This window comes from Nocardiopsis exhalans (assembly GCF_024134545.1).
Taxonomy (GTDB): domain Bacteria; phylum Actinomycetota; class Actinomycetes; order Streptosporangiales; family Streptosporangiaceae; genus Nocardiopsis; species Nocardiopsis exhalans.
This window is the reverse complement of the sequence record NZ_CP099837.1, coordinates 6,619,682-6,642,487: the sequence shown is the minus strand read 5'-3', so window position 1 is coordinate 6,642,487 and position 22,806 is coordinate 6,619,682. Positions and strand designations below refer to the sequence as shown.

Below are 22,806 nucleotides of genomic sequence, written 5' to 3'. Positions count from 1 at the left end.
CAGACGGATACCGCCGGGTAACTACCCTTGCGGACCCGAGGGGCCCTTGTCGAGGGGAGCCAGAAGGCATCTCAGTAACGATGCCAGCTGCTCGCGCTCGGCTGCCGGCATCGGGGCCAGGAGGGTCTCCTCGTAGCTCAGCAGCGAGGCCAGGGCGGCGTCGATGCGCTCGGCCCCCTGGTCGGTGAGCCGGACCAGGACACCGCGTTTGTCGGCGGGGTCGGGGCGGCGACGCACGAGTTCGGCGGCGGCCAGCCGGTCCACCCGGTTGGTCATGGTCCCGGAGGTGACCAGGGTGGCGCGCAGCAGGCGCCCGGGGCTCAGTTCGTACGGCGGCCCGGATCGGCGCAGCTCGGCCAGGACGTCGAACTCCCAGGGTTCCAGCGCGTGCTCGGTGAAGACGGTGCGGCGGGCACGGTCCAGGTGGCGGGCGAGCCGGGACACCCGGCTGAACACCTCCAGGGGTGTCACGTCAACGTCCGGCCGCTCGGATCGCCACGCCTCGATCAGCCCATCCACCTCATCGCGCATGGCACCACCATATCTCTTGACATCAAGATAGTGGGGCGGGTATGCGCTGCATACCCGCCCCACCAATGACCAGGGACGACATCCCCTCCTGTGGGCAGTGCCACACGCGGCACCGCCGGAGGGGCGAAGTCAGCCGGAACGCCGCCTGCGCGTGTCCAGCTTCGGTTTGGCCTCCAGGGCCGAGAGCCCGTTCCAGGCCAGGTTGACCAGGTGGGCCGCGACCACCTCGCGCTTGGGCTTGCGGACCTCCAGCCACCACTGGCCGGTCAGTGCCCACATGCCCACCAGGGCCTGCGCGTACATGGGGGCGAGTCCCGGGTCGTAACCCCGTTCGGCGAACTCGTCGGCCATGATGTGCTCGACCTGGCTGGCGATGTCGTTGATCAGACTCGCGAAGCTGCCGGTTCCGGACGCCACGTGCGAGTCACGGGTGAGAACCCGGAACCCGACGCTGTCCTCCTCGACGTAGCGCAGCAGGGCCAGGGCTGCCTTCTCGATCTTGCTTCGGGCGTGGTCGGCGGTGAGGGCCTCGCCCATCATGTCCAGGAGAGTGCGCATCTCCCGGTCCACGACCACGGCGTAGATGCCTTCCTTCCCGCCGAAGTGTTCGTAGACCACGGGCTTGGACACCCCGGCCCGTGCGGCGATCTCCTCAACGGAGGTCGCGTCGAACCCTCGTTCGGCGAACAGCTCCCGGCCGATTCCCAGGAGTTGTTGCCGACGCTCCTTGCCCGTCATGCGCTTGCGGCGCACGCGGGTCCTCTGCTCGCTGTCGGCTGCTCCCATATGGATTCTGATCCTAGACCTTGACTCGCTTGGCGGCGAGTCGTTCGTTGTTGGGCCAGCGGACCTTGGTGGCCCAGCCGAACTTCTCGAAGATCCAGATGAGTCGGGCGGAGATGTCGATCTGCCCCTTGAGCACACCGTGGCGGGCGCAGGTCGGGTCGGCGTGGTGCAGGTTGTGCCAGGACTCACCGAAGGACGGGATGGCCAGCCACCACACGTTGCGGGAGCGGTCGCGCACCTCGAAGTTCTCCTCGCCGATGGTGTGGCAGATGGAGTTGATCGACCAGGTGACGTGGTGCAGCAGCGCCACGCGGACCAGGCTCGCCCAGAAGAACGCGGTGACCGCGCCCCACCAGGACATGGTGATCAGACCGCCGATGGCGGCGGGGGCGAACAGCGAGAACATCACGATCGGCAGGAACAGCCTGTCGACGAGGACGACGTCCTTGTCCTTGAGCAGGTCCGGGGTGAAGCGGCGCGGCGAGGTCTTCTTGTCGTCCAGGTACATCCACGCCATGTGCGCGTAGTACATGCCCTTGGCCACGGACTTCCAGTCGTCGCCGAAGCGCCACGGCGAGTGCGGGTCGCCCTCGGCGTCCGCGTACTTGTGGTGGCGGCGGTGGTCGGCCACCCACTTGATGACGCTGCCCTCGATGGCCATGGAACCGGCGATCGCCAGCGCGATCCGCAGCGGGCGCTTGGCCTTGAAGGAGCCGTGGGTGAAGTGGCGGTGGAAGCCGACGGTGATGCCCAGGCCGCTGATCACGTAGAAGACCGTCGCGATGGCGATGTCGACCAGCGACAGGCCCCAGCCCCAGAAGAAGGGCACCGCGGCGAGCAGCGCGATCAGCGGGATGAACACGAACGCGAAGACGGTGTAGCGCTCGGCCTTGCCTCTCAGCTCGGGCTCGTACTCGGGGATCACCTCGCGCTTGGGCGCGGCGGTGGTCTCTGCGGCTTTGACGATGCCTTCGGTCGGCACCTCAGGGGCAGCTGTCATGGGTCTTGCACACCTCGTCACGGAGAACGTCGTCACCGGTCAGGACGGCGTCACCGGTGCCAGGGCACCCGTCGAGACGGCCCAACCTATTCCTACGTAACCGTAACCTACGACCCCGTAGGTTTGGCAAGCCCCCGGGTGAAGGCGCTATGTTGGTGTCGATCGTTCGGGCTGGCCCGCCCGAATCGTTCCCGGATGATGTAATCGGCAGCATGTGGGGTTTTGGTCCCCATCGTCCAGGTTCGAGCCCTGGTCCGGGAGCAACCCACTTCCGCCGCCCGCCCTTGCACAGGGCCCCGGGCGCGCTCGCGTAACGCAGGTCACGTGACTGATGGTTGCCTGTGACGCGCATGTATCCTTCCCATGTCGGCCGCTGGTCATCCGACGGCCGCCCGCGCGGCATGCGGGTCGCGCCGCCGCAGGGTGAGCCGACGTTCATATGCCAGCTATCTCGAGGGGTCTCCTCCAGTGAGCGTGAACCGTCCGGCTGCCGCGATCATCCTCGCGGCGGGTGAAGGCACCCGCATGAAGTCCAAACTTCCCAAGGTGCTGCACGAACTCAACGGTCGCAGCATGCTCGGCCACGTGCTCTACGCATCCCGAGAACTCGACCCCCAGAACACGGTCGTGGTCGTCGGCCACGCCCGTGACCAGGTGCGATCCCACCTGGAAGACGTCGCCCCCGAGGCGGTCACCGCGGTGCAGGAAGAACAGAACGGCACCGGCCACGCCGTGCGCATGGCGGTCGAGGACCTCGCCGCCAAGGGCATCGAGTTGTCCGGCACCGTCGTCCTCACCTGTGGCGACACCCCCCTCCTGCGCGGCACAACCCTCGCCGCGCTGGTCGCGGCGCACGAGAAGGAGGGCAACGCGGTCACCGTGCTGTCCGCCCGCGTGCCCGACCCCCACGGCTACGGGCGCATCGTCCGCGACGCCCACGGCAGCTTCACCGAGATCGTCGAACACGCCGACGCCACGCCCGAGCAGCACCGCGTCGACGAGATCAACTCCGGCATGTACGCCTTCGACGGCGCCCTCCTGAGCCAGGTCGTCCAGCGACTGTCCACGGACAACGCCAAGGGTGAGGAGTACATCACCGACGCCGTCGCGCTGCTGCGCGGCGACGGGCACCGGGTGGACGCCTGGAGCGCCGAGGACTGGAACGAGGTCCAGGGCGTCAACAACCGCGTCCAGCTCTCCGAAGCCCGGCGGATCCTCAACGACCGCCTGCTCACCGAGCACATGCTCTCCGGTGTCACCATCGTCGACCCCGCGACGACCTGGGTGGACGCCCAGGTCAGCATCGGCGCCGACACCGTGCTCCACCCCAACAGCCGCCTCCACGGCACCACCGAGATCGGCGAGGACGCGGAGGTCGGCCCCGGCGCTGACCTGCGCGACACCCTTGTCGGTGACGGCGCGAAGGTCCGCGAGACCACCGCGGACGGGGCCGAGATCGGTCCTGGGGCCACCGTCGGCCCCTACACCTACCTGCGGCCGGGCACCCGCCTGGCCGAGCGGACCAAGGCCGGAGCCTTCGTCGAGGTCAAGAACTCGAATGTCGGCACCGGCTCCAAGATCCCGCACCTGACCTACGTCGGGGACGCGGACATCGGTGTGGGCAGCAACATCGGCTGCTCCTCGGTGTTCGTCAACTACGACGGGGTCAACAAGTCCCGGAGCACCATCGGCGACCACGTCCGCATCGGCAGCGACAACACCATCGTCGCTCCCGTACGGGTCGGTGACGGCGCCTACTCCGGGGCCGGGACCGTGGTCCGTGACGACGTCCCGCCGGGGGCCCTCGCCGTGTCCGAGGGAAACCGGCAGCGTAACGTCGAGGGCTGGACGCAGCGCAAGCGTCCGGGAACTCCGTCCGCGGAAGCGGCGGAGCAGGCGGAGCGGCACAGAGCCGACGACGCGAAAAAGCAGTGACTGTGGGGGAGAAACACGTGACCGGCATGAAGGCCACCGGCCAGAAACAACTGATGCTGTTCTCGGGGCGTACGCACCCGGCACTGGCCGAGGAGGTCGCGAAGGAGCTGGGGATCGAGGTGTGCCCCACTCGGTTCGACACCTTCGCCAACGGCGAGATCTTCATGCGGTACCTGGAGTCGGTGCGCGGCAGTGACGCGTTCGTCATCCAGAGCCACGCCGACCCGGTCAACGAGTCGATCATGGAGCAGCTGATCATGGTGGACGCGCTCAAGCGCGCCTCCGCCAAGCGGATCACCGTGGTCACGCCGATCCTGGGCTACGCCCGCCAGGACAAGAAGCACCGCGGCCGCGAGCCCATCTCCTCGCGTCTGGTGACCGACCTGTTCCGGACCGCGGGCGCGGACCGGATGATGGCGGTGGACCTGCACACCGACCAGATCCAGGGCTTCTTCGACGGCCCGGTGGACCACCTCTTCGCGCTGCCGATCCTGGCCGACCACGTCGCCAGCCAGGTCGACCACGCCGAGATCACCGTGGTCTCCCCGGACGCCGGCCGCGTGCGTACCGCCGACCGCTGGGCCGACCGCCTGGGCGCGCCCCTGGCGATCATCCACAAGCGCCGTGACCCGGACGTCGCCAACCAGGTGAAGGTCCACGAGGTCGTCGGTCAGGTCGAGGACCGCGTGTGCGTCCTGGTCGACGACATGATCGACACCGGCGGCACCATCGTGAAGGCCTCCGAGGCCCTCTTCGAGCAGGGCGCCAAGAAGGTCATCGTCGCCGCCACGCACGGTGTGCTGTCCGGTCCCGCCGCCGAGCGCCTGCAGAACTCGCGGATCTCCGAGGTGGTCATCACCAACACGCTGCCGGTGCCGGAGGAGCGCTCCTTCGAGAAGCTCACGCAGCTCTCGATCGCTCCGCTGGTCGCCCGTGCGATCAACGAGGTCTTCACCGACGGCTCGGTCACGAGCCTGTTCGACTAGCTTCACCGGTTTCACCAGCTTGACCAGCCGTATCAGCAGTGCCTCCGGCCCGGCCGGAGCCCGCTGAGGTCCCCCTCAGCAGCCCCCCAGGCGCCGTGTGTGTCCACCGGCGGGACCGCAGGAGGTCCCGCCGGTGGGGCATGTACGGAGTCGTCACCAGAGCCAGTAGACTTGACCGAGTGTCCCCGTGCCTGGGTGGATTCCTGCTGTGTATCCGCCTGGAAACAACACGGGCAGGGGTGCGCGACGAGCGTTCCCGGGCCGAACCGGTCCGGTGACGGCTCGCCGGGCACGCCTGGAACCAGGGCGGTCGAGTCCCCGGCAAGCTGGGTGACCCCGCCGTCATTCTCCGCCGAAGGCGAGAATCGTTCGTACTACTGGAGTCGTGTTCCCCGTGCTGCGGGGTTGAACCCGAGGAGTTTTGTCGTGTCCGAGGTACGTATCGCTGCCGAGCCCCGCACGGAATTCGGCAAGGGCGCCTCCCGTCGCGCCCGCCGCGCGGGTAAGGTGCCGGCCGTCCTCTACGGCCACGGCACCGAGCCCCGCCACCTGAACCTGCCGGGCCACGATCTCATGCTCGCCCTGAAGACCCCGAACGTCCTGATTCGCCTCGAAGGCCTGGACAAGGACAACCTTGCCCTGCCCAAGAGCGTGCAGCGCGACGCCATCAAGGGCTTCCTGGAGCACATCGACCTGCTGGTCGTCTCCAAGGGTGAGAAGGTCGAGGTCGAGATCAACGTCTCCCTCACCGGTGAGGTCAAGGCTCCCGGCGTGCTCAACCAGGAGCTCGTCACCGTGACCGTCGAGGCTGAGGCCACCCACATTCCGAACGGTGTCGAGTTCGACATCAACGGTCTGGAGATCGGCGCCAACCCGACCGCCGCCGACCTGAAGCTGCCCGAGGGCGTCACCCTGGTGACCGACCCCGAGTCGCTCCTGCTCACCGTCTCCGCGCCGCGCGTGGAGGAGGAGCCGGAGACCAGCGGCGAGGCTTCCGAGGGCGCTGAGGCTGCCGCCGCCGAGTAGGGCGCGGTGCCACAACACACATCACCGAGCGCGCGGTTCCCGTTTCCAGGGGCCGCGCGCTCGGCGTATGCGGGGTCGCCGGGTCGATAGTGTCGGTCGGCATGTGGAGTTTTCTGAGCAGGTTGGGATTCCGGAAGAGCCCGGGTTCCGGTGAGAGCCCGGGTTTCAGGGAGAGCAGGGACGAGGACATGGCTGAGGCCGAGCGCTGGCTGGTCGTGGGGCTGGGCAACCCCGGCCCCAAGTACGCGGGCAACCGGCACAACGCCGGGTTCATGGTGGTGGACGCCATGGCCGCGGACAGGGGCGAGCGCTGGAAGGCGCACAAGGCGCACGCCGAGGTCGCCGAGACCCGGATCGACGGCGTCTCGGTGGTCCTGGCCAAGCCGCGCACCTTCATGAACCTGTCCGGCGGGCCGATCGCCGGGCTGGCCCGGTTCTACAAGGTGCCCATGGAGCGGATCATCGTCGTGCACGACGAGATGGACGTCGACTTCGGCGCCCTCAAGCTCAAGAAGGGCGGCGGCTCCGGCGGCCACAACGGGCTGAAGTCGACCACCGCCTCCCTGGCCGGGCCCGACTACCTGCGGGTCCGCTTCGGTGTGGGCCGTCCCCCCGGCCGGATGGACCCGGCCGCCTACGTGCTGCGCGACTTCTCCTCGGCCGAGAGCCCCGAGTTGGACCTGAACGTGGGGCGCGCCGCCGACGCGGTCCGCACCATCCTCACCGACGGCCTGGGCAAGGCGCAGAACATCTTCCACACCGCGGCCTGACCCGCCCCGGGCCCGGACGTGGGCATCCGGGCCCAGGACGGATCCGTCAGCAGGGGTCAGGACGCCGCCAGGAGGGTCTCCCGAAGTGCGTCGTAGGCGGGCTTGGACGTGTAGTCGTCCCAGTAGATGGTCGCGCCGCCCTCACCCGGGAAGGTGTTGGGCACCCAGGAGTAGCGGTCGGGGAAGCCCCAGACGGTGAACGATTCGCAGCCGCTGACGTTCAGGCAGGCCTCCAGGGCGCGCGCGTAGTAGTCGGCCTGCTCCTCCAACTGCTGCTCGGTGGGCTCACCGCCGTCGGGCAGCTGCATGCGTACGTCCACCTCGGTCAGCGCCGTGGCCAGGCCGAGGGCCTCGAAGCGCTCCAGGTTCCGCTGGAGACTGGACGGGAATCCGTACTGGAGCGCGAGGTGGGTCTGCGCGGAGAAGCCGTGCACCGGCACGCCCTCCGCCAGCAGTTCCCGGGTCAGCTCGTAGTAGGCGTCGCTCTTGGCGTTGACGTCCTCGACGTTGTAGTCGTTGAAGTAGAGCTCCGCCGAGGGATCGGCCGCGTGCGCCCAGCGGAACGCGTCGCCGACGATCTCCACCCCCAGCTCGCGGATCCAGATGTTGTCCCCGGTGCGCAGGTTGCCGCCGTCGTCGAAGATCTCGTTGGCCACGTCCCACTGCTGGATCTGTCCCGCGTAGCGGCCGACCACGGTCTCGACGTGGTCCTGGAGGATCGCGCGCAGCTCCTCGGGGGAGTAGTTCCCGTTCTCCAGCCAGTCGGGGTTCTGGCTGTGCCACAGGAGGGTGTGCCCGCGTACGTCCTGCCCGTTGGCCTGCGCGAACTCGACGATGGCGTCGGCGTCCTCGAAGGCGTACTCGTCCGGGCTCGGGCGCAGGTGGTCCCATTTCATCTGGTTCTCCGCGGACAGCGAGCTGAACTCCTGGGCCAGGAGCTGGCGGTAGGCCTGGTCCCCGGTGAAGGGGTCGGGGTAGTCCTCGTCCTGGTGGTGTCCGCCGCCCGCGACGGCGCTGCCGATCACGAAGCCGCTGGGGGCCGCGTCGCGGAGGGTGGTGTCCTGCCGGTGGGCGGTTTCCGGCCGGATGTCGGCCGACGCGACGCCGGTCGCGGGGAGGGTCAGAGCCAATGCGGTGAGCACGGCTGCGGAGAGTCGAATCTGTCTCATAGCGGGGACTCCAGACTCAGTTTTCCGATTAAGTTCCGGAAACTTCCGAAACTTGTTGGAAATGGACAGTAAATTCTGTCGGCGGGAGCGTCAAGACCCCTTGTCGCGAAGATCTCGTAGTCTGGTGCGGGACCAAGGAGGTTCAGTGGGCGCTACCCCCTCACGAGAGGTCACCATCTCCGTCATCGCGGCGGAGGCGGGCGTCTCCGCGCCGACGGTCTCGCGCGTTCTCAACGGCCGCGGCGACGTCGCACCGGCCACCCGGGAGCGGATCGAGACCCTGCTGCGCACGCACGGCTACCGCCGTCGCGGTTCCCGTCCCAAGGAACGGGTCGGCCTGCTCGACCTGGTCTTCAACGATCTCGACAGTCCGTGGGCGGTCGAGATCATCCGGGGCGTGGAGGACGCCGCCCACCAGTCGGGTACCGGGGTGGTGGTCTCGGCCATACACAACCGGCCCAAGGCGGCCCGCCAGTGGCTGGACAACGTCCGCGCACGGGTCAGCGACGGCGCGATCCTGGTCACCACCGACCTGGACCCCGAACTCAACGGCCAGCTGCGCGACCTGGACGTGCCCGCGGTGGTGATCGACGCGGTGGGCGTCCCCGAACTGGTCACGCCGACGGTCGGCGCCACCAACTGGGCCGGTGGCCTCAGCGCCACCGAGTACCTGATCCAGCTCGGCCACCGGCGCATCGGTTTCGTGGAGGGACGGCCCGAGCTCTGGTGCAGCCGGGCCAGACTCGACGGCTACCGCGCGGGCCTGGAGACGGCGGGTCTGAGCGTGGACCCGGCTCTGGTCGCCCCGGCCGAGTTCACCTACGAGTCCGGCTTCCGGGCCGGTCAGCGCCTCTTCGCGGGGGAGGACCGCCCCACCGCGGTGTTCGTCTCCAGCGACCAGATGGCTCTGGGCGTCTACGAGGCGTTGCGTCAGCGGGGCCTGCGCGTGCCCGACGACGTCAGCGTGGTCGGTTTCGACGACCTTCCGGAAGCCCGCTGGTCCTCACCGCCGCTGACTACGGTGCGCCAGCCGCTGGCCGACATGGGCCGTCTCGCGGTGCGCACGGTGCACAGGCTCGTCCAGAACGAGACCATCGAGAGCTCCCGGGTGGAACTGGCCACCGAACTCATCGTCCGGCACAGCACCGCTCCGCCGCTCTAGGGCACGGGAACCAGCAGGCGCCAGGCGGCGTGGGCGTGGTCCGCGGGGGCCCTGTCCTCGACGCAGGCGACGGCGATCACCCCGACCAGGGCGCCCGCGAGATAGGCGGCGTGCGTGGTGACCGGGACGTCGTCGAAGCCGGGTGGCCGGGCGCCCGTGCTGAAGCGGTCGGCGAGGGCCTCGGTGAGCCGTTGGCGCAGCAGGTTCGAGAAGCGGGCGCTGCCCTGCGCGGAGAGCATCCGCTGGTAGAGCACGGCGTTGGCCGCCACGTGGGTGAACAGGTCGACCAACGGCTCGGGGGCCCGGTCCCGGGGCTGGTCGAGCGGGTTCCGGGGCCGGTCGAGCGGGCAGAGGGCGGCGCAGCGGGCCACGTGGGTGACGGCGCCGTCCATCGCGTCGGCGACCAGGGCGTCCAGGTCGGCGTAGTGCTGATAGGCGGTGGCCCGGTTGATCCCGGCCTGCCTGGCCACGGCGGCCATGGTCACGGAGCCGAGCTCCTGTTCGGCGGCGAGGAACAGCAGGGCGGCGCGCAGCCGGTCGCGGGTGCGTTGGACTCGGGGGTCATCGGGATTCACGGGACCAGGGTATGACATCTGTCGCTTAAGCAACACGTGTTGATTAAGCGACAGGTGTCGTTTATTCTGCTCGCATGAGGATCGAGATCTGGGCGGACGTGGTCTGCCCCTGGATGTACATCGGTAAGCGACGCTTGGAGCGCGCGCTGGCCGGGCGGTCCGGCGAGCCGGTCGAGGTCGTGTGGCGGCCCTATCGGATCGACCCCACGGCGCCCGCCGTGTCCGAGCCCGTCGAGGAGTTCCTGCGCGACCCCTTCGTCGAGGTCGCGCTGGAGGCCTGCGGTCCCGTCCAGGACGGGGACGGCGAGCTGGTCCAGATGTCGGAGCTGGCCGCCGCCGAAGGGCTCGGCGACCGTTGGGGCGCCGCTTGGCGGGCCGACAGCCACGACGCCCACCGGCTGCTCGCCCTGGCCGAGGCCGAGGGCCCCGCGGTCCAGGACGCCGTGGCCGAAGGCGTACTGCGCGCCCACTTCGTGGAAGGCCGTGACATCGCCGACCCCGAGGTGCTGGCGGGCATCGCCACCGAGGCCGGGTTCACCCGGGGCGGGGAGCTGCTGGCCGGGGGCGGCGGTGCGGAGCGGGTCCGTGAACTCCTGCTGTGGGGGCAGGCCGAGGGCGTACGTACCTCGCCGACCTTCGTGGCCAACGGCATGGCGCTCACCGGGGCCCAGCCGTCCGAGCTGGTCGCCGAGTTCCTGGCCGAGGCGGCCGGGCGGGAGCCGAGGCGGCTCCCGGAGGAGGTGGAGCGGCTGCGGCGGGCCGAGGCGCTGCTCGAGCTCGCCAACCCGCTGGGCGCGCTCGAACTGCTCAGGCCGCTGACCGAGGCCCACGCCGACGACCGCAACGTGCGCTTCCTGGCCGCCCGTGCCTACTACCGCTCCGCTCAGCTGAACCGGGCGCGGAGCACTCTGGAGGCGCTGCTCGAGGAGAGCGCGGACGACGCCTACACCCATCTGCTGCTGGGGCGCACGCTCCAGCGCCAGGGGGAGCGGGAGCTGGCCGAGCCGCACCTGCGGCTCGCGGCGGTCATGGACCCCGCACTGGCCTGAGTCACGTCACGTTCCGCGCAGGGTTTCGGTCTTAGTGTTATCTGGTCGTGGCCTGTCCCTAAGGGGCAGGCCACAACCGGTCTCAGGAAAGACACGTTCTCGGCTGGATCGGGACTTCTTCCCCAACAGGCCGCAACTCATGGCGACTTTTCCACTACTTTTGGTTACTGTTCGGGTTGGCGGTACGAGTTCCGCACCCGAAGCGCGCCCCGCTCGCACCCTCCGCGTGAGTCCCATGACACCAGGGGCGATTACTCATAGTGAGCACATGAATCCGTACGTGGTCTTGGGGGATACGTGGTGACAACCAGCGGGACCGTCCAGGGGAAACCCGCCGCGCATCGGCAGGAGCGTCCGAAAAGGTCGGAAGGAGCACCCGCCCACCCGCCCCGGCGGGTCCTGGTGAACACCGGCCCTCGAGCCGACGCCTGGTTGCGCCCCTACGTCCTCGGACTGGTCGGGCTGGACCTGGCCGGTGCCCTCACCGCGACTCTGGCCGGGACCGCGGTCCGCTTCCACGGCTCCCTGGCCGCGGCCACAACCGCCCCCTACCTGGTCATCTCCCTGATCCTGCCACTGGTCTGGGTCGTCTTCGTCTGCCTCGGCGGCGGCTACGAACGCCGCTTCCTCGGGGTGGGCACCGAGGAGTACCGCCGGGTCGCGGTCGCCGGAGCGGTCCTGGCCGCCACCGTCGCGGTCGGCGCCTACGCCGTCAAGTTCGACCTCGCCCGCGGCTACGTGCTGGTCGCACTGCCCCTGATCGTCCTGCTCAGCCTCGGCCTGCGTTACGCGCGACGCAAGGCGCTGCACCGGCGCCGCCGTTCGGGGGCGTGCATGAGCGGGGTCGTGGTCGTCGGCTACGGCGTGGCCGCGAGTGACCTCATCCGGCGTTTCCGCGACGAGATCTACCACGGCATGCGCGTGGTGGGCGTCTGCCTGCCCGAACACGAGGCCCACACGGCCGAGATCGAGGGCGTTCCGGTCCTGGGCAGCTTCACTGACGCCGCCGACGCCGCCGCCCTGGTCGGTGCGGACACCGTCGCCGTCCTGGCCTGCCCCGAGATGGACGGTGTGGAGCTGCGCCGCCTGGCCTGGCAGCTGGAGAAGACCGGTACCGATCTCACCGTCGCCTCCGCCCTCATGGAGGTCGCCGGTCCGCGCACCACGATCCGCCCGGTGGCGGGCCTGCCCCTGCTGCACGTGGAGCATCCCGAGCTCGTCGGCGCCCGCCGCCTGGTCAAGGGCGCCTTCGACCGCTGCGCCGCCGCGCTCGCCCTGGTCCTGCTCTCGCCCCTCTTCCTGGTCCTGTGCCTGCTCATCCGATCGGAGGGCGGCGGACCCGCTTTTTTCCGGCAAACGCGCGTTGGCCGGGGTGGGGCCGAGTTCACGGTTTACAAGTTTCGTACGATGGTGGTCGGGGCGGAGACACTGAAGAGTCTCCTCCAGCCCCGCAACGAGCACGACGGTGTGCTCTTCAAGATGCGTCGGGATCCCAGGGTCACGCCCGTGGGGGCGTGGCTGCGCCGCTACTCGCTTGACGAGCTTCCCCAGCTCATCAACGTGGTGCGCGGAGAGATGTCGCTCGTCGGCCCCAGGCCGCCGCTGCCGGAGGAGGTCGCCCAGTACGGGCACGACGTCCGCCGCAGGCTGGTGGTCAAACCGGGGATGACGGGTCTGTGGCAGGTCAGCGGCCGATCCGACCTCTCTTGGGAGGAATCGGTCCGTCTGGATCTGCGGTACGTGGAAAACTGGTCGCTGACGCTGGACATCCAGATTCTGTGGAAGACGTGGTCAGCGGTGATCCGTGGGGCGGGAGCATACTAGCCGGTGAAGAGCATCCGAAACGATCATGAGGTGGCCCGGGACCTGGCGAGCGAGGCCGGGCAGCTGCTGCTGCGCCTGCGCGCCCGCCACGGCTTCGACGAGCCCGAGGTCCTGCGCACCCTGGGGGACCGCACCTCGCACGAGTTCCTCTTCTCCGCGCTCGGGCGGCTGCGGCCCAGCGACGCGGTGCTGTCCGAGGAGGGCGCGGACGACCCGGCGCGGCTGAAGGCCCGGCGGGTGTGGATCATCGACCCGCTGGACGGGACCCGGGAGTTCTCCGAGCCAGGCCGCACCGACTGGGCCGTGCACGTGGCGCTCTGGGAGAACGGCGACCTGGTCGCCGGTGCGGTGGCTCTGCCCGCCCAGGGCAGCTGCCTGTCCACGGTCGACCCGCCGTGGCTACCGGAGGAGCGCCCCGAGGGTCAGCGGCTGCGCATCACCGCGAGCCGCACCCGGCCGCCCGCGTTCGTGCAGCGCATGGCGACCCAGCTCGGTGCCGAGGTGGTCCCGATGGGGTCGGCCGGCGCGAAGATCTGCGCCGTGCTGCTCGGCATCGCCGACATCTACGTGCACGCGGGCGGGCAGTACGAGTGGGACAGCGCCGCCCCGGTGGCGGTCGCGCGCGCCTCTGGCCTGCACACCTCCCGGATCGACGGTTCGGAGCTGCGATACAACGTAGCCGACCCGCTACTCCCCGATGTCCTTGTATGCCGATCGGAATTGTCGGGTATGTTGTTGGCAAGCATCCGCGACGGCGCGGACCTTGACAGCGCCGGTCCGCACGCGGGGGCCTGAACCGAAGGACCCCTCCGCGGTGGAACCGGTCGTGTGTGTCGGTATTTCTAAGGCGGATTCCATGGGTCAGGCGAGTCAGCAGGCGCTCGGGCGTTACCAGCTCTCCCAGCTGGACGTCCTCGAGGCCGAGGCGATCTTCATCATGCGCGAGGTGGCGGCGGAGTTCGAGCGCCCCGTGCTCCTCTTCTCCGGCGGCAAGGACTCCATCGTCATGCTGCGCCTGGCGGAGAAGGCCTTCTGGCCCGGCCCGATCCCGTTCCCCGTCATGCACGTGGACACCGGACACAACTTCGACGAGGTCATCGAGTTCCGGGACCGCCGGGTGGCCCAGGCCGGGGTGCGACTGGTCGTCGCCTCGGTCCAGGAGCAGATCGACGCGGGCAAGGTCACCGAGCCCACCGGCCGCTGGGCCAGCCGCAACCGGCTGCAGACCTCGGCGCTGCTGGAGGCCATCGAGGACAACGGCTTCGACGCCGCGTTCGGCGGCGCCCGCCGCGACGAGGAGAAGGCCCGCGCCAAGGAGCGGGTCTTCTCCTTCCGCGACGAGTTCGGCCAGTGGGACCCCAAGAACCAGCGCCCCGAGCTCTGGAACGTGTTCAACACCCGGATCAACCGGGACGAGCACATCCGGGTCTTCCCGATCTCCAACTGGACCGAGCTCGACGTGTGGGGCTACATCCAGCGGGAGGAGCTGGAGCTGCCCTCGATCTACTTCGCCCACGAGCGGAGCGTGTTCGAGCGTGACGGCATCCTGCTCGCCGACTCCCCGCTGATTCAGCGCGACGAGACCGAGGTGCCCTTCACCGAGACCGTGCGCTATCGCACCGTCGGTGACCTGACCTGCACCGGTGCGGTCAAGTCCACGGCCGTGGAGCTGGACGACATCATCGCCGAGATCGCCGCGACCCGGATCACCGAGCGCGGTCAGACCCGCGCCGACGACCGGGCCAGCGAGGCCGCGATGGAGGACCGCAAGCGCGAGGGCTACTTCTAGGGGCCCGTCGTTTCCCTCTCCGGTTGTTGAACCGCCCCACACTTCGCACATTGGACCAGGCATCATGAGCAACGACATCCTGCGGTTCGCCACGGCGGGCTCCGTCGACGACGGCAAGAGCACCCTGATCGGCCGCCTGCTGTACGACTCCAAGTCCATCTTCGAGGACCAGCTCGACGCGGTGGAGCGCACCAGCGTCGCTCGCGGCGAGGAGCAGACCAACCTCGCGCTGCTCACCGACGGCCTGCGCGCCGAGCGTGAGCAGGGCATCACCATCGACGTGGCGTACCGCTACTTCGCCACCCCCAAGCGCACCTTCATCATCGCGGACACCCCCGGGCACATCCAGTACACCCGGAACATGGTCACCGGCGCCTCCACCGCCGATCTGGCGATCATCCTGGTGGACGCCCGCAAGGGCCTGCAGGAGCAGAGCCGCCGCCACGCCTTCCTCACCACCCTGCTCCAGGTGCCGCACCTGGTGCTCGCGGTGAACAAGATGGACCTGGTCGACTACTCCCAGGACCGGTTCGAGGAGATCAAGGCCGAGTTTGCCGAGTTCGCCGCCAAGCTGGACGCGCGCGACCTCACGTTCGTGCCGATCTCCGCCCTGCACGGCGACAACGTGGTGAGCCAGTCCGAGAACATGCCCTGGTACACGGGCGGTTCCCTGCTGCACCACCTGGAGAACGTGCACATCGCCTCGGACCGCAACCTGATCGACGCGCGCTTCCCGGTGCAGTACGTGATCCGGCCGCACAAGTCCGACGACCCGGAGCTGCACGACTACCGGGGCTACGCGGGCCAGCTCGCGGGCGGGGTCCTCAAGCCCGGCGACGAGGTCACGCACCTGCCCTCGGGGCTGTCCACGCGCATCGCCAAGATCCTCACCGCGGACGGGGAGGTGGCGGAGGCGTTCTCGCCGATGTCGGTCACCCTGCTGCTGGAGGACGAGATCGACATCTCCCGGGGCGACATGATCTGCCGCCCCAACAACACCCCGGCGGTGTCCCAGGACATCGAGGCGATGGTGTGCTGGATGACGGACGCCCGCAAGCTCACGCCGCGCTCCAAGCTCCTGGTCAAGCACACGACCCGCACCGCGAAGGTCATGGTCAAGGACCTGCGCTACCGGCTGGACGTGAACTCGCTGCACCGCGACGAGAGCGCTGACCACCTGGCGCTCAACGAGATCGGCCGGGTCCGGCTGCGCTCCACCCAGCCGCTCTTCGTGGACGAGTACACGAAGAACCGGCAGACGGGCGGGTTCATCCTCATCGACGAGGCCACCAACACCACGGTGGGCGCGGGAATGGTCGTCAAAGCCGACTAGTGGTACCCGGTAAAAGCCCAAACATTCCGAGCGGGGCCGCTTTTGGCGGCCCCGTTTCGTGTGTTCTCGACTGGGGTGCCCGGCTGGGCCGGGCCAGACCGGTCCAGGCCTGTTTCTTACGCTGATATTTCCTGAAGTAAAGGCTTGATCAGCTTTTTTCTGGGCCTCGGTGCCAATGGGGATCGGGTGGAGGGCGGTTCTCGGGGGCTTGGAAGTTACCCGGCGTTAGGGGCGTATACAGGCGTTCGGAACAACCAGAGTGTCACCCCGAAGCAAGGGAACCTGGCGCATTGGCTAGTGATGCGAAGGGTGATCGTTCAGAAAAAGTCGCTCATCCTCTGGCATTCGCGGGTCAAATCTGTCTAAAGTGTGCGAATCGCGTACGGGTTCGCAATCGCGCCAATACGCACGGTTATGTCCTGTCGCGTACTCCCACTATGAATACCCCCACAAGGAGGAACCGCGTGAAGAAGCACCCCACTCGCAGGGTCGCGTTCAGCGCTGTCGCGGTCAGCGCACTCACCATTCCCCTGGCGCTCTCCGGCGCCACCACCGCCGGCGCCCAGGAACTCGCGCCGGTGTACACGACCTCTTCCGCCGCGGTCGGTGACTGGTTCGTCGTCCTCGAGGACACCATCACCACCCAGTCCGTCTCCTCGTCGGCTTTCGGCATCTCCGCCGACCAGGTCAACCACGTCTACGAGGAGACCATCAACGGCTACTCGGCCACGCTGAGCGCGACCGAGGTCGAGGAGCTGCGCGCCCAGGACGGCGTCGCCTACATCGAGCAGGTCGGCGAGGCCCGCGCCCTGGTCCCGTGGGGCCTGGACCGGATCGACCAGGAGGACCTGCCCCTGGACGGGTCCTACACGACCGAGTCCGACGGCAGCGGCACCTCCGTCTACGTCATCGACACCGGGATCGACGACTCCCACCCCGAGTTCGGTGACCGCGCCTCGGTCGGCTTCGACGCCACCGGCGGTGACGGCGGCGACCGTCAGGGCCACGGCACGCACGTGGCGGGCACCGTGGGCGCCGACACCTACGGTGTGGCTCCGGGTGCCGACCTGATCGGCGTCAAGGTACTCGGCGACGACGGCTCGGGCTCCTACGACGACGTCATCGCGGGCATCGAGTGGGTGGCCGAGAACTCCGCGGACAACGCGGTCGCCAACCTGTCCCTGGGCGGCCCGGCCTCGCAGGCCGTGGACGACGCGGTCAACGCCCTGGCCGACTCCGGTGTGTTCGTGGCCGTCGCCGCGGGCAACGAGGGCCAGGACACGGGCAACGTCTCCCCGGGCGGCGCCGAGGGTGTGGTCGCGGTCGGTGCCTCCGACCGGAACGACGCCACCGCCTCCTTCTCCAACCACGGTCCGGCCGTCGACATCTACGCTCCCGGCGTGGCCGTCGAGTCCACCATCCCCGGTGGCGGCACGGACAGCTTCAGCGGTACCTCGATGGCCAGCCCGCACGTGGCCGGCGCCGCTGCTCTGTACAAGAGCGTCTTCGGCGACGACGAGCAGGGCGTCATCCTCGACTGGCTGATCGCGAACGGCGGCGAGGACAAGCTCAGCGGCGTGCCCGGCAACACGGTCAACCTGCTGCTGAACGTCGAGGGCCTGTAGGACCGTCCGGGCTGTGGAGACCCCGCGCGTCCACACCCTGACGGACTGACCGCCGACGAGCAGTGAAACGGCCCCGGGCCGGGAGCGAGGGCTCCCGCCCGGGGCCGTCCCTGTCCCAGGGGCGTCCGCACAGGGCAATGTCACGTTCCGCTAATGCTCAATGACTTCAGGTAATAAACTGGGTCGGTGGATGGATATCGTCTGGTGTTCGTCGGCGGGATGGGCCGTTCCGGGTCCACCCTGATCGAGCGCCTTCTTGGTGAGCTGCCCGGGTTCTGCTCCGTCGGTGAGATCGTGCACCTGTGGCGGCGGGGTCTGCTGGAGAACGAGCGCTGCGGCTGCGGGCTGGCCTTCGCCGACTGCGGATTCTGGGCGGAGGTGGGCAAGCGGGCGTTCGGCGGCTGGGAAAGCCTGGACGTCCAGCGGGTGCTGCGGCTCAAGGACGGCGTCGACCGGACCCGCTACCTGCCGGGGCTGCTCAACGGGTCGGCGGGGGAGGGCGCCCTCGCGGCCCGTACCGCGCGCTACACGGACCTCTATCACCGGCTCTACTCGGCGGTCGCGCAGGTCAGCGGTGCCCGGGTCATCGTCGACGCCAGTAAGCACGCCTCCCTGGCGGCCTGCCTGCGCTGGCGGTACGGGGCCCGGATGCGTCTGCTGCACGTGGTGCGCGACCCCCGGGCGGTGGCGCACTCCTGGGGCAAGCGGGTGGCACGCCCGGACGCGTCGCCGGGAAGTTCCGAGCCGGAGATGGCGCGCTACTCGGCGGGCCGTTCGGCGGTGCAGTGGATGACCCAGAACTCCACGCTGGACGCGCTGGCCCGGCAGGGGGTGCCGACCCTGCGGGTGCGCTACGAGGACTTCGTGGCCGACCCGGAGGCCGAGTTCGGTCGGGTGGCCGTCTTCGCCGGACACGCCGGAACGCCGCTCACCCTGGGTGAGGGCGGGGTGGAGCTGTCCGAGGGGCACGCGGTCTCCGGCAACCCGATGCGCTTCAAGACCGGCCCGGTGGGCGTCCGGGCCGATCACGCCTGGCGGGAGGGGATGGCTCCGTGGCGCCGGGGCCTGGTCGCCGCGATCACCTCCCCCACGCGCCGACGCTACGGGTACTGAGGGCACGGGTCTGCTGAGAGCTGTGCGTACTCATGTCCGCTCAGTGAACGACAGGGTGTCGCGTGGGCAAAATATAACGTATGGTCATCACGTGAGCACTCTGTGTCGTATTCGGGTGAGCTAGGGGGCGGTTGGCCGTGGACAGCGGACCGGTACGGGGGATGGCGGCGGCGGGGGCTCTGCTTCTCGCCCTGGGGCTCGCGGGGGTGGGCGACACGCCCTCCGACGCCGCGACACCGGCGGAGGGCCAGCAGCCCGAGAGCCAGCCGACCCACCGGTCGGCACCGCTTCTCGGGATGCCCTCGTCCCGGGAGATCCACTGCACCGTCTCCGACATCCTCGAACCCTCCTGCGGGGTCTGGTGGGGGGCCAGCCCCTACGGCGACGACGTGCGCGCGCTGGAGTCCGCGGTGGGCCGGGACATGGACATCGTCTACACCTGGCGCGGCATCGACCAGCCGAACGTCCCGGGCGAGCGCGAACTGCGGATGATCGCCGAGGGCCGCTTCGTGCACACCAACATCGAGGCCCGCCGCTTCACCCGGCCCGGGCACCCGGACATCTCCTACCGCAGCATCATCAACGGCGAGTTCGACTCCTCGCTGCGCTCCCAGGCGCGAGCCATCGCGGAGCTGGATGTGCCCTACTTCGTCACCTTCGACCACGAGGCCGACGGCAAGAACCGCTACAACAAGCGCGGCACCCCCGCCCAGTTCGTGCGCTCCTGGCAGCACATCGTCGACCTGTACCGCTCCGAGGGCGCGGACAACGTCATCTGGGTGTGGAACGTGACCGGCTGGCCCGGCAACATGAACCGCCTCCCCGGCCTGTGGCCCGGCAACGACTACGTCGACTGGATCAGCTGGGAGGCGTACAACATGACCGGCTGCGACAAGATGAACAACTGGACCCACGTCGACTCCTTCGAGGACGCGCTCGCCCCCACCTACGAGTGGATCCAGGAGGAGGGGCCCAAACACGGCATCGACCCGACCAAACCGGTCATGATCGGGGAGATGGGCACCACCGACATCGGCCCCCGGGAGACCCTGAAGTGGTACACGGACGTCCCGGACGTCCTCAAGCGCTATGAGCGCGTGCGCGCGGTGAAGCTGTGGGACAGCAAGGTCGGTGACGGCTGCGACTTCCGGATCCAGGCCAACGAGTACGCCCGGCGCGGCTTCGAACGGGCCGGACAGGACCCCTACGTGAACCTGCCCGACCGGGTCCGCCGCCTGGCCGAGTACGCCGCCACCCGCGACTGAGCGCCTGCGCCAGGGCTGGACTCCTATCCCGGGACGGTTCCGGTCAGCCGCCCGTCGGCCTGTGCATCGACCAGGTGCGCGGACCGCTGTCGGGCAGGTCGTACTCGGCGGTGACCCGGAAACCCAGCGACTCGTACAGCCGGACGTTCCCCGGCGAGGAGGTCTCCAGGAACGCGGACACGCCCGCCGCGTCCGCCTCGCGCAGCCCGGCGCCGACCACGGCGCGGCCCAGCCCCCGGCCCTGGGACTCCGGGCGGACCCCCACGGTGCCCAGGAACCAGGCCGGTTCGGCGGGCCGGTGCCCTTCCATGGCCCCCTCCGCGGAGGCGTAGGCGTCCGCGCGGTCGCCCGCCAGGTTCACCAGCGTGGGCAGCAACTCCGCCATGACCGCCTCGGCCCCGCCGGATTCGGGCGTGGACCAGACGGCGACCGCGTCCAGTCCCTCGCTCACCCACACCCGCCCGTGCGGCAGGCCGATCTCGGCCAGGAAGATCCGCTGGAACTCGCGGAGCCGCGCGAGGTGGTCGTCGGCGGAGATCGTGTGCCGGGTGAAGGGGTAGTCCCGGAAGGCCTCGGTGAGCGTGTCCGCGGCCCCCGCCACGTCCTCGGCGCGGGCTTCCCTGATCACATGCTCCCTGTACAAGCGTCCCCCTGTTCGGTCGTGTGCGGTGTCGAGGTTATCGGCCGCACCCGGCTGGCGCCTCCCCGTTTCCGACCGCCGCCGTTGATCTTCGACCACGCGTTCAGAAGAGGGTGGAACGTCCGTCCGGTCCGGTCCGCCGCGCGGGGGTCGGCGGACCGGACCGGCACCTACACCCCCTTGCCGCGCAGGTGCAGCAGGCGCAGGATCCACCCCGCCGGGACCCCGCACACCACCAGGGCGGACAGGTACGCCCGGCCCTCCAGCGGCCGGTTGCGCAGGGTCCGACCGATCCACCGCAGCGCCTGGCCGCGCCGCTTGGCGGCCGCCTCGGCGAAGGCGATCTGGCCCGCGATCCTCGCGTAGCCGCGCGGTACCAGGGCGAACTCCGGGTAGCGCTCCAGCAGCCAGCGCAGCGCGGTGGAGATGGTGTGCCAGCGCTCCGAGAAGAAGGACTTGCGGTGCCACAGCACCCGCACGCCGGGTTCGGGGACGTTGCGGATCGGGGCGCGCCTGGCCAGGCGCAGCAGCAGCTCGTAGTCCTCGGCGTAGCTGCCGGGGATCTCCTCGCTCACCGTCCCGCAGCCGTCGATCATGGCTGACCGCCGGATCAGGAAGGTGGACGGGTGCAGCTCGGTCAGCCGCGACTTCAGCAGGTCGGCGAAGGTGACACTGGTCCGGTCCAGGATCCGCTCGGACTCGACCCGGTCGTAGACCACCTGGATACCGCAGCACACCATGTCGGTGCCGGGTTCGGCGCGCATGATCTCCACCTGGGCGCGGAGCTTCTCGGGCAGCCAGGTGTCGTCGTCGTCGCAGAAGGCCACGAGCTCGGTGTCGGCGCCCAGCACACCGGTGTTGCGCGCCCCGGCCAGCCCCGGGGTGAGCGTGTTGGTCACTACCCGGACCGGGCGGTCGCCCTCGGTGTGGGCGAGCGAGGGGTCGGGCTGCTCGTTGTCGTAGACCACGATGGTGGTGATCCGCCCGGGGTAGTCCTGCTCGACGATCGCCCGCAGGGTGCGGCGCAGCAGCTCGGGCCGGTCACGGGTGGGCACGACCACCGTCACCGCCGGCCAGGTGTCGTTCGGTGCCCTGGTCGCCGCGGCGGTCTCGGCCCCCGTCGCGGAGCCCTCCCGGGCGCTGTCCACCGTGGCCTCGTCCGTCTCGTGGGTGAGCAGGTCGATCAGCTCACCGGCGCGCAGGGCCGCGCGTTCGGTCCCGTCGTCGGCGCCCGGGTCCACCCGGAAGTCCTCGGGTGAGGCCAGGGCCTTGTCGATGAACGCGTGCAGCTGCTGGGCGGTGGTGCAGGCGCGCACCCGGCCCGCCTCCTCCACCCGCTTGACGAACAGCAGCTGGTGGTTGTCCACGTGCTCGCCCAGCTCGGGGTCCCGGGCGACCACGACCGGCAGGTGCCCGGCGGCCCGCGCCTGCGTGATGGTCCCGGGGCCGCCGTGCGTGACCACGACCGTGGCCGAGCGCATCGCCTCGGAGAGCTCCTCCCCGGGCAGGAACGGGGTGCCCGAGGCCCTGGCGGGGGCCTGGCTGTTCCCGTGCTGGACCAGTACCCGCAGGTCCGGGTGGCGGCGGGCGTAGTCGTCGGTCCAGCGCACCAGACGGTCGAAGGCGTGGTGGTCGGTGCCGAGGCTGACGACCACGTCGGGGTGGTCGCTGCCGTCGGGGCGGCGCGTGGGGCGGGTGGTCTGTTCGGTCACAGGAGCGGTCCTACGGTAATGGCGGTCGGCATGAACGAGCGCTGTTCCTCCCACTGGGCGAGGAACAGGCGGGTGAAGGGCTTGCAGAGCCGGGCGGTGAGGGTGGGGGTGTCGATGCGGTCGTAGACCTCGATGTAGACGGTGGGTATCCGCATCAGCCAGGCCAGGACGAAGAACGGCAGTGCCACCCCGGCACCGGTGCTGACCACGGCGGCGGGGCGCCGTGCGCGCATCACCCGCAGGGCCAGGACCGTGTTGCGCAGCAGGTTGCCGACGTGGCGCGTGGTGGGGTGGTGGGCCCAGCGCACCGACTCGTCGGCCAGCGAGGACTCGGCGTCGGGGGTGCGGAAGGTGACCCACACACGTTCCCTGCCCTGCCACCAGGGGCGCAGGGAGCGGAGCTGGGTGAGGTGGCCCCCGCTGGAGGCCACCAGGAGAACCGGTCGGTCAGACATTCAGTCATCAGTCCATTGCTCTGGGTGTTCAATCGTGAGCGCGGGGAGCCCGGCGGGGAAG

21 protein-coding genes are annotated in these 22,806 nt (G+C 69.6%); 13 read left to right on the top strand and 8 right to left on the bottom strand.

Annotation, left to right across the window (positions count from 1 at the left end):
- Positions 1 to 21: 21 nt before the first annotated feature.
- The 3 genes from NE857_RS29430 to NE857_RS29420 form a co-directional block, all read right to left on the bottom strand.
- Positions 22 to 531, bottom strand: a complete 510-nt coding sequence (locus tag NE857_RS29430; protein ID WP_017584036.1) for a MarR family winged helix-turn-helix transcriptional regulator — start codon at positions 529 to 531, stop codon at positions 22 to 24.
- Between the two features lie 129 nt (positions 532 to 660).
- Positions 661 to 1,317, bottom strand: a complete 657-nt coding sequence (locus tag NE857_RS29425; protein ID WP_254418564.1) for a TetR/AcrR family transcriptional regulator — start codon at positions 1,315 to 1,317, stop codon at positions 661 to 663.
- A gap of 13 nt (positions 1,318 to 1,330) precedes the next feature.
- On the bottom strand, positions 1,331 to 2,317 hold the full coding sequence (locus NE857_RS29420; protein WP_254418563.1) for an acyl-CoA desaturase: 987 nt from the start codon (positions 2,315 to 2,317) through the stop codon (positions 1,331 to 1,333).
- A 468-nt stretch (positions 2,318 to 2,785) separates the two neighbouring features.
- Here NE857_RS29420 and glmU point away from each other — a divergent pair, with 468 nt between their 5' ends.
- The 4 genes from glmU to pth all read left to right on the top strand — a co-directional run bounded on the left by glmU (position 2,786) and on the right by pth (position 7,034).
- Entirely contained in the window at positions 2,786 to 4,252 is a 1,467-nt protein-coding gene (gene glmU / locus NE857_RS29415; protein ID WP_254418562.1) for a bifunctional UDP-N-acetylglucosamine diphosphorylase/glucosamine-1-phosphate N-acetyltransferase GlmU, read from the top strand.
- Between the two features lie 17 nt (positions 4,253 to 4,269).
- Positions 4,270 to 5,238 (top strand): ribose-phosphate diphosphokinase, encoded by a 969-nt coding sequence (locus NE857_RS29410; protein WP_301184271.1) that lies wholly within the window; start codon positions 4,270 to 4,272, stop codon positions 5,236 to 5,238.
- 426 nt (positions 5,239 to 5,664) lie between these two features.
- Entirely contained in the window at positions 5,665 to 6,264 is a 600-nt protein-coding gene (locus tag NE857_RS29405) for a 50S ribosomal protein L25/general stress protein Ctc (protein ID WP_254418561.1), read from the top strand.
- A 101-nt stretch (positions 6,265 to 6,365) separates the two neighbouring features.
- Positions 6,366 to 7,034 (top strand): aminoacyl-tRNA hydrolase, encoded by a 669-nt coding sequence (pth, locus tag NE857_RS29400; RefSeq protein WP_254418560.1) that lies wholly within the window; start codon positions 6,366 to 6,368, stop codon positions 7,032 to 7,034.
- Positions 7,035 to 7,090: 56 nt separating this feature from the next.
- On the opposite strand, the gene NE857_RS29395 is transcribed toward pth, so the two are convergent.
- Positions 7,091 to 8,203, bottom strand: coding sequence for an endo-1,4-beta-xylanase (locus NE857_RS29395; protein ID WP_254418559.1), 1,113 nt, complete (start codon positions 8,201 to 8,203; stop codon positions 7,091 to 7,093).
- A gap of 145 nt (positions 8,204 to 8,348) precedes the next feature.
- On the opposite strand from NE857_RS29395, the gene NE857_RS29390 reads away from it, so the two are divergent.
- Entirely contained in the window at positions 8,349 to 9,365 is a 1,017-nt protein-coding gene (locus NE857_RS29390) for a LacI family DNA-binding transcriptional regulator (protein WP_254418558.1), read from the top strand.
- Here the strand turns inward: NE857_RS29390 and NE857_RS29385 are convergent.
- Positions 9,362 to 9,940: a TetR/AcrR family transcriptional regulator gene (locus NE857_RS29385; RefSeq protein ID WP_254418557.1), complete on the bottom strand. Its 579-nt coding sequence runs from the start codon at positions 9,938 to 9,940 to the stop codon at positions 9,362 to 9,364. The genes NE857_RS29390 and NE857_RS29385 overlap by 4 nt on opposite strands.
- Before the next feature lie 74 nt (positions 9,941 to 10,014).
- Between NE857_RS29385 and NE857_RS29380 the strand changes: the two genes are divergently transcribed.
- The 8 genes from NE857_RS29380 (at position 10,015) to NE857_RS29345 (ending at position 19,938) form a co-directional block, all read left to right on the top strand.
- The gene (locus tag NE857_RS29380) at positions 10,015 to 10,989 is read left to right on the top strand and encodes a DsbA family protein (protein ID WP_254418556.1); all 975 of its coding nucleotides are present in this window, start codon (positions 10,015 to 10,017) and stop codon (positions 10,987 to 10,989) included.
- A gap of 402 nt (positions 10,990 to 11,391) precedes the next feature.
- Positions 11,392 to 12,813, top strand: a complete 1,422-nt coding sequence (locus tag NE857_RS29375; protein ID WP_254418555.1) for a sugar transferase — start codon at positions 11,392 to 11,394, stop codon at positions 12,811 to 12,813.
- Between the two features lie 3 nt (positions 12,814 to 12,816).
- Positions 12,817 to 13,608: a 3'(2'),5'-bisphosphate nucleotidase CysQ gene (locus tag NE857_RS29370; protein WP_254418554.1), complete on the top strand. Its 792-nt coding sequence runs from the start codon at positions 12,817 to 12,819 to the stop codon at positions 13,606 to 13,608.
- A gap of 61 nt (positions 13,609 to 13,669) precedes the next feature.
- On the top strand, positions 13,670 to 14,602 hold the full coding sequence (cysD, locus tag NE857_RS29365) for a sulfate adenylyltransferase subunit CysD (protein WP_184366262.1): 933 nt from the start codon (positions 13,670 to 13,672) through the stop codon (positions 14,600 to 14,602).
- 64 nt (positions 14,603 to 14,666) lie between these two features.
- Entirely contained in the window at positions 14,667 to 15,935 is a 1,269-nt protein-coding gene (gene cysN / locus NE857_RS29360; RefSeq protein WP_017584050.1) for a sulfate adenylyltransferase subunit CysN, read from the top strand.
- 464 nt (positions 15,936 to 16,399) lie between these two features.
- Positions 16,400 to 17,560, top strand: coding sequence for a S8 family peptidase (locus NE857_RS29355; protein WP_254418553.1), 1,161 nt, complete (start codon positions 16,400 to 16,402; stop codon positions 17,558 to 17,560).
- 204 nt (positions 17,561 to 17,764) lie between these two features.
- On the top strand, positions 17,765 to 18,673 hold the full coding sequence (locus NE857_RS29350) for a sulfotransferase (protein WP_301184367.1): 909 nt from the start codon (positions 17,765 to 17,767) through the stop codon (positions 18,671 to 18,673).
- Positions 18,674 to 18,834: 161 nt separating this feature from the next.
- The gene (locus tag NE857_RS29345; RefSeq protein WP_425572077.1) at positions 18,835 to 19,938 is read left to right on the top strand and encodes a glycoside hydrolase family 26 protein; all 1,104 of its coding nucleotides are present in this window, start codon (positions 18,835 to 18,837) and stop codon (positions 19,936 to 19,938) included.
- A 43-nt stretch (positions 19,939 to 19,981) separates the two neighbouring features.
- On the opposite strand, the gene NE857_RS29340 is transcribed toward NE857_RS29345, so the two are convergent.
- The 3 genes from NE857_RS29340 to NE857_RS29330 form a co-directional block, all read right to left on the bottom strand.
- Positions 19,982 to 20,566: a GNAT family N-acetyltransferase gene (locus NE857_RS29340; protein ID WP_254422139.1), complete on the bottom strand. Its 585-nt coding sequence runs from the start codon at positions 20,564 to 20,566 to the stop codon at positions 19,982 to 19,984.
- Between the two features lie 182 nt (positions 20,567 to 20,748).
- Positions 20,749 to 22,290, bottom strand: coding sequence for a glycosyltransferase (locus NE857_RS29335; RefSeq protein WP_254418551.1), 1,542 nt, complete (start codon positions 22,288 to 22,290; stop codon positions 20,749 to 20,751).
- Positions 22,287 to 22,745, bottom strand: coding sequence for a glycosyltransferase family 28 protein (locus NE857_RS29330; RefSeq protein WP_017584056.1), 459 nt, complete (start codon positions 22,743 to 22,745; stop codon positions 22,287 to 22,289). The genes NE857_RS29335 and NE857_RS29330 overlap by 4 nt, the downstream gene beginning before the upstream one ends.
- Between the last annotated feature and the right edge of the window lie 61 nt (positions 22,746 to 22,806).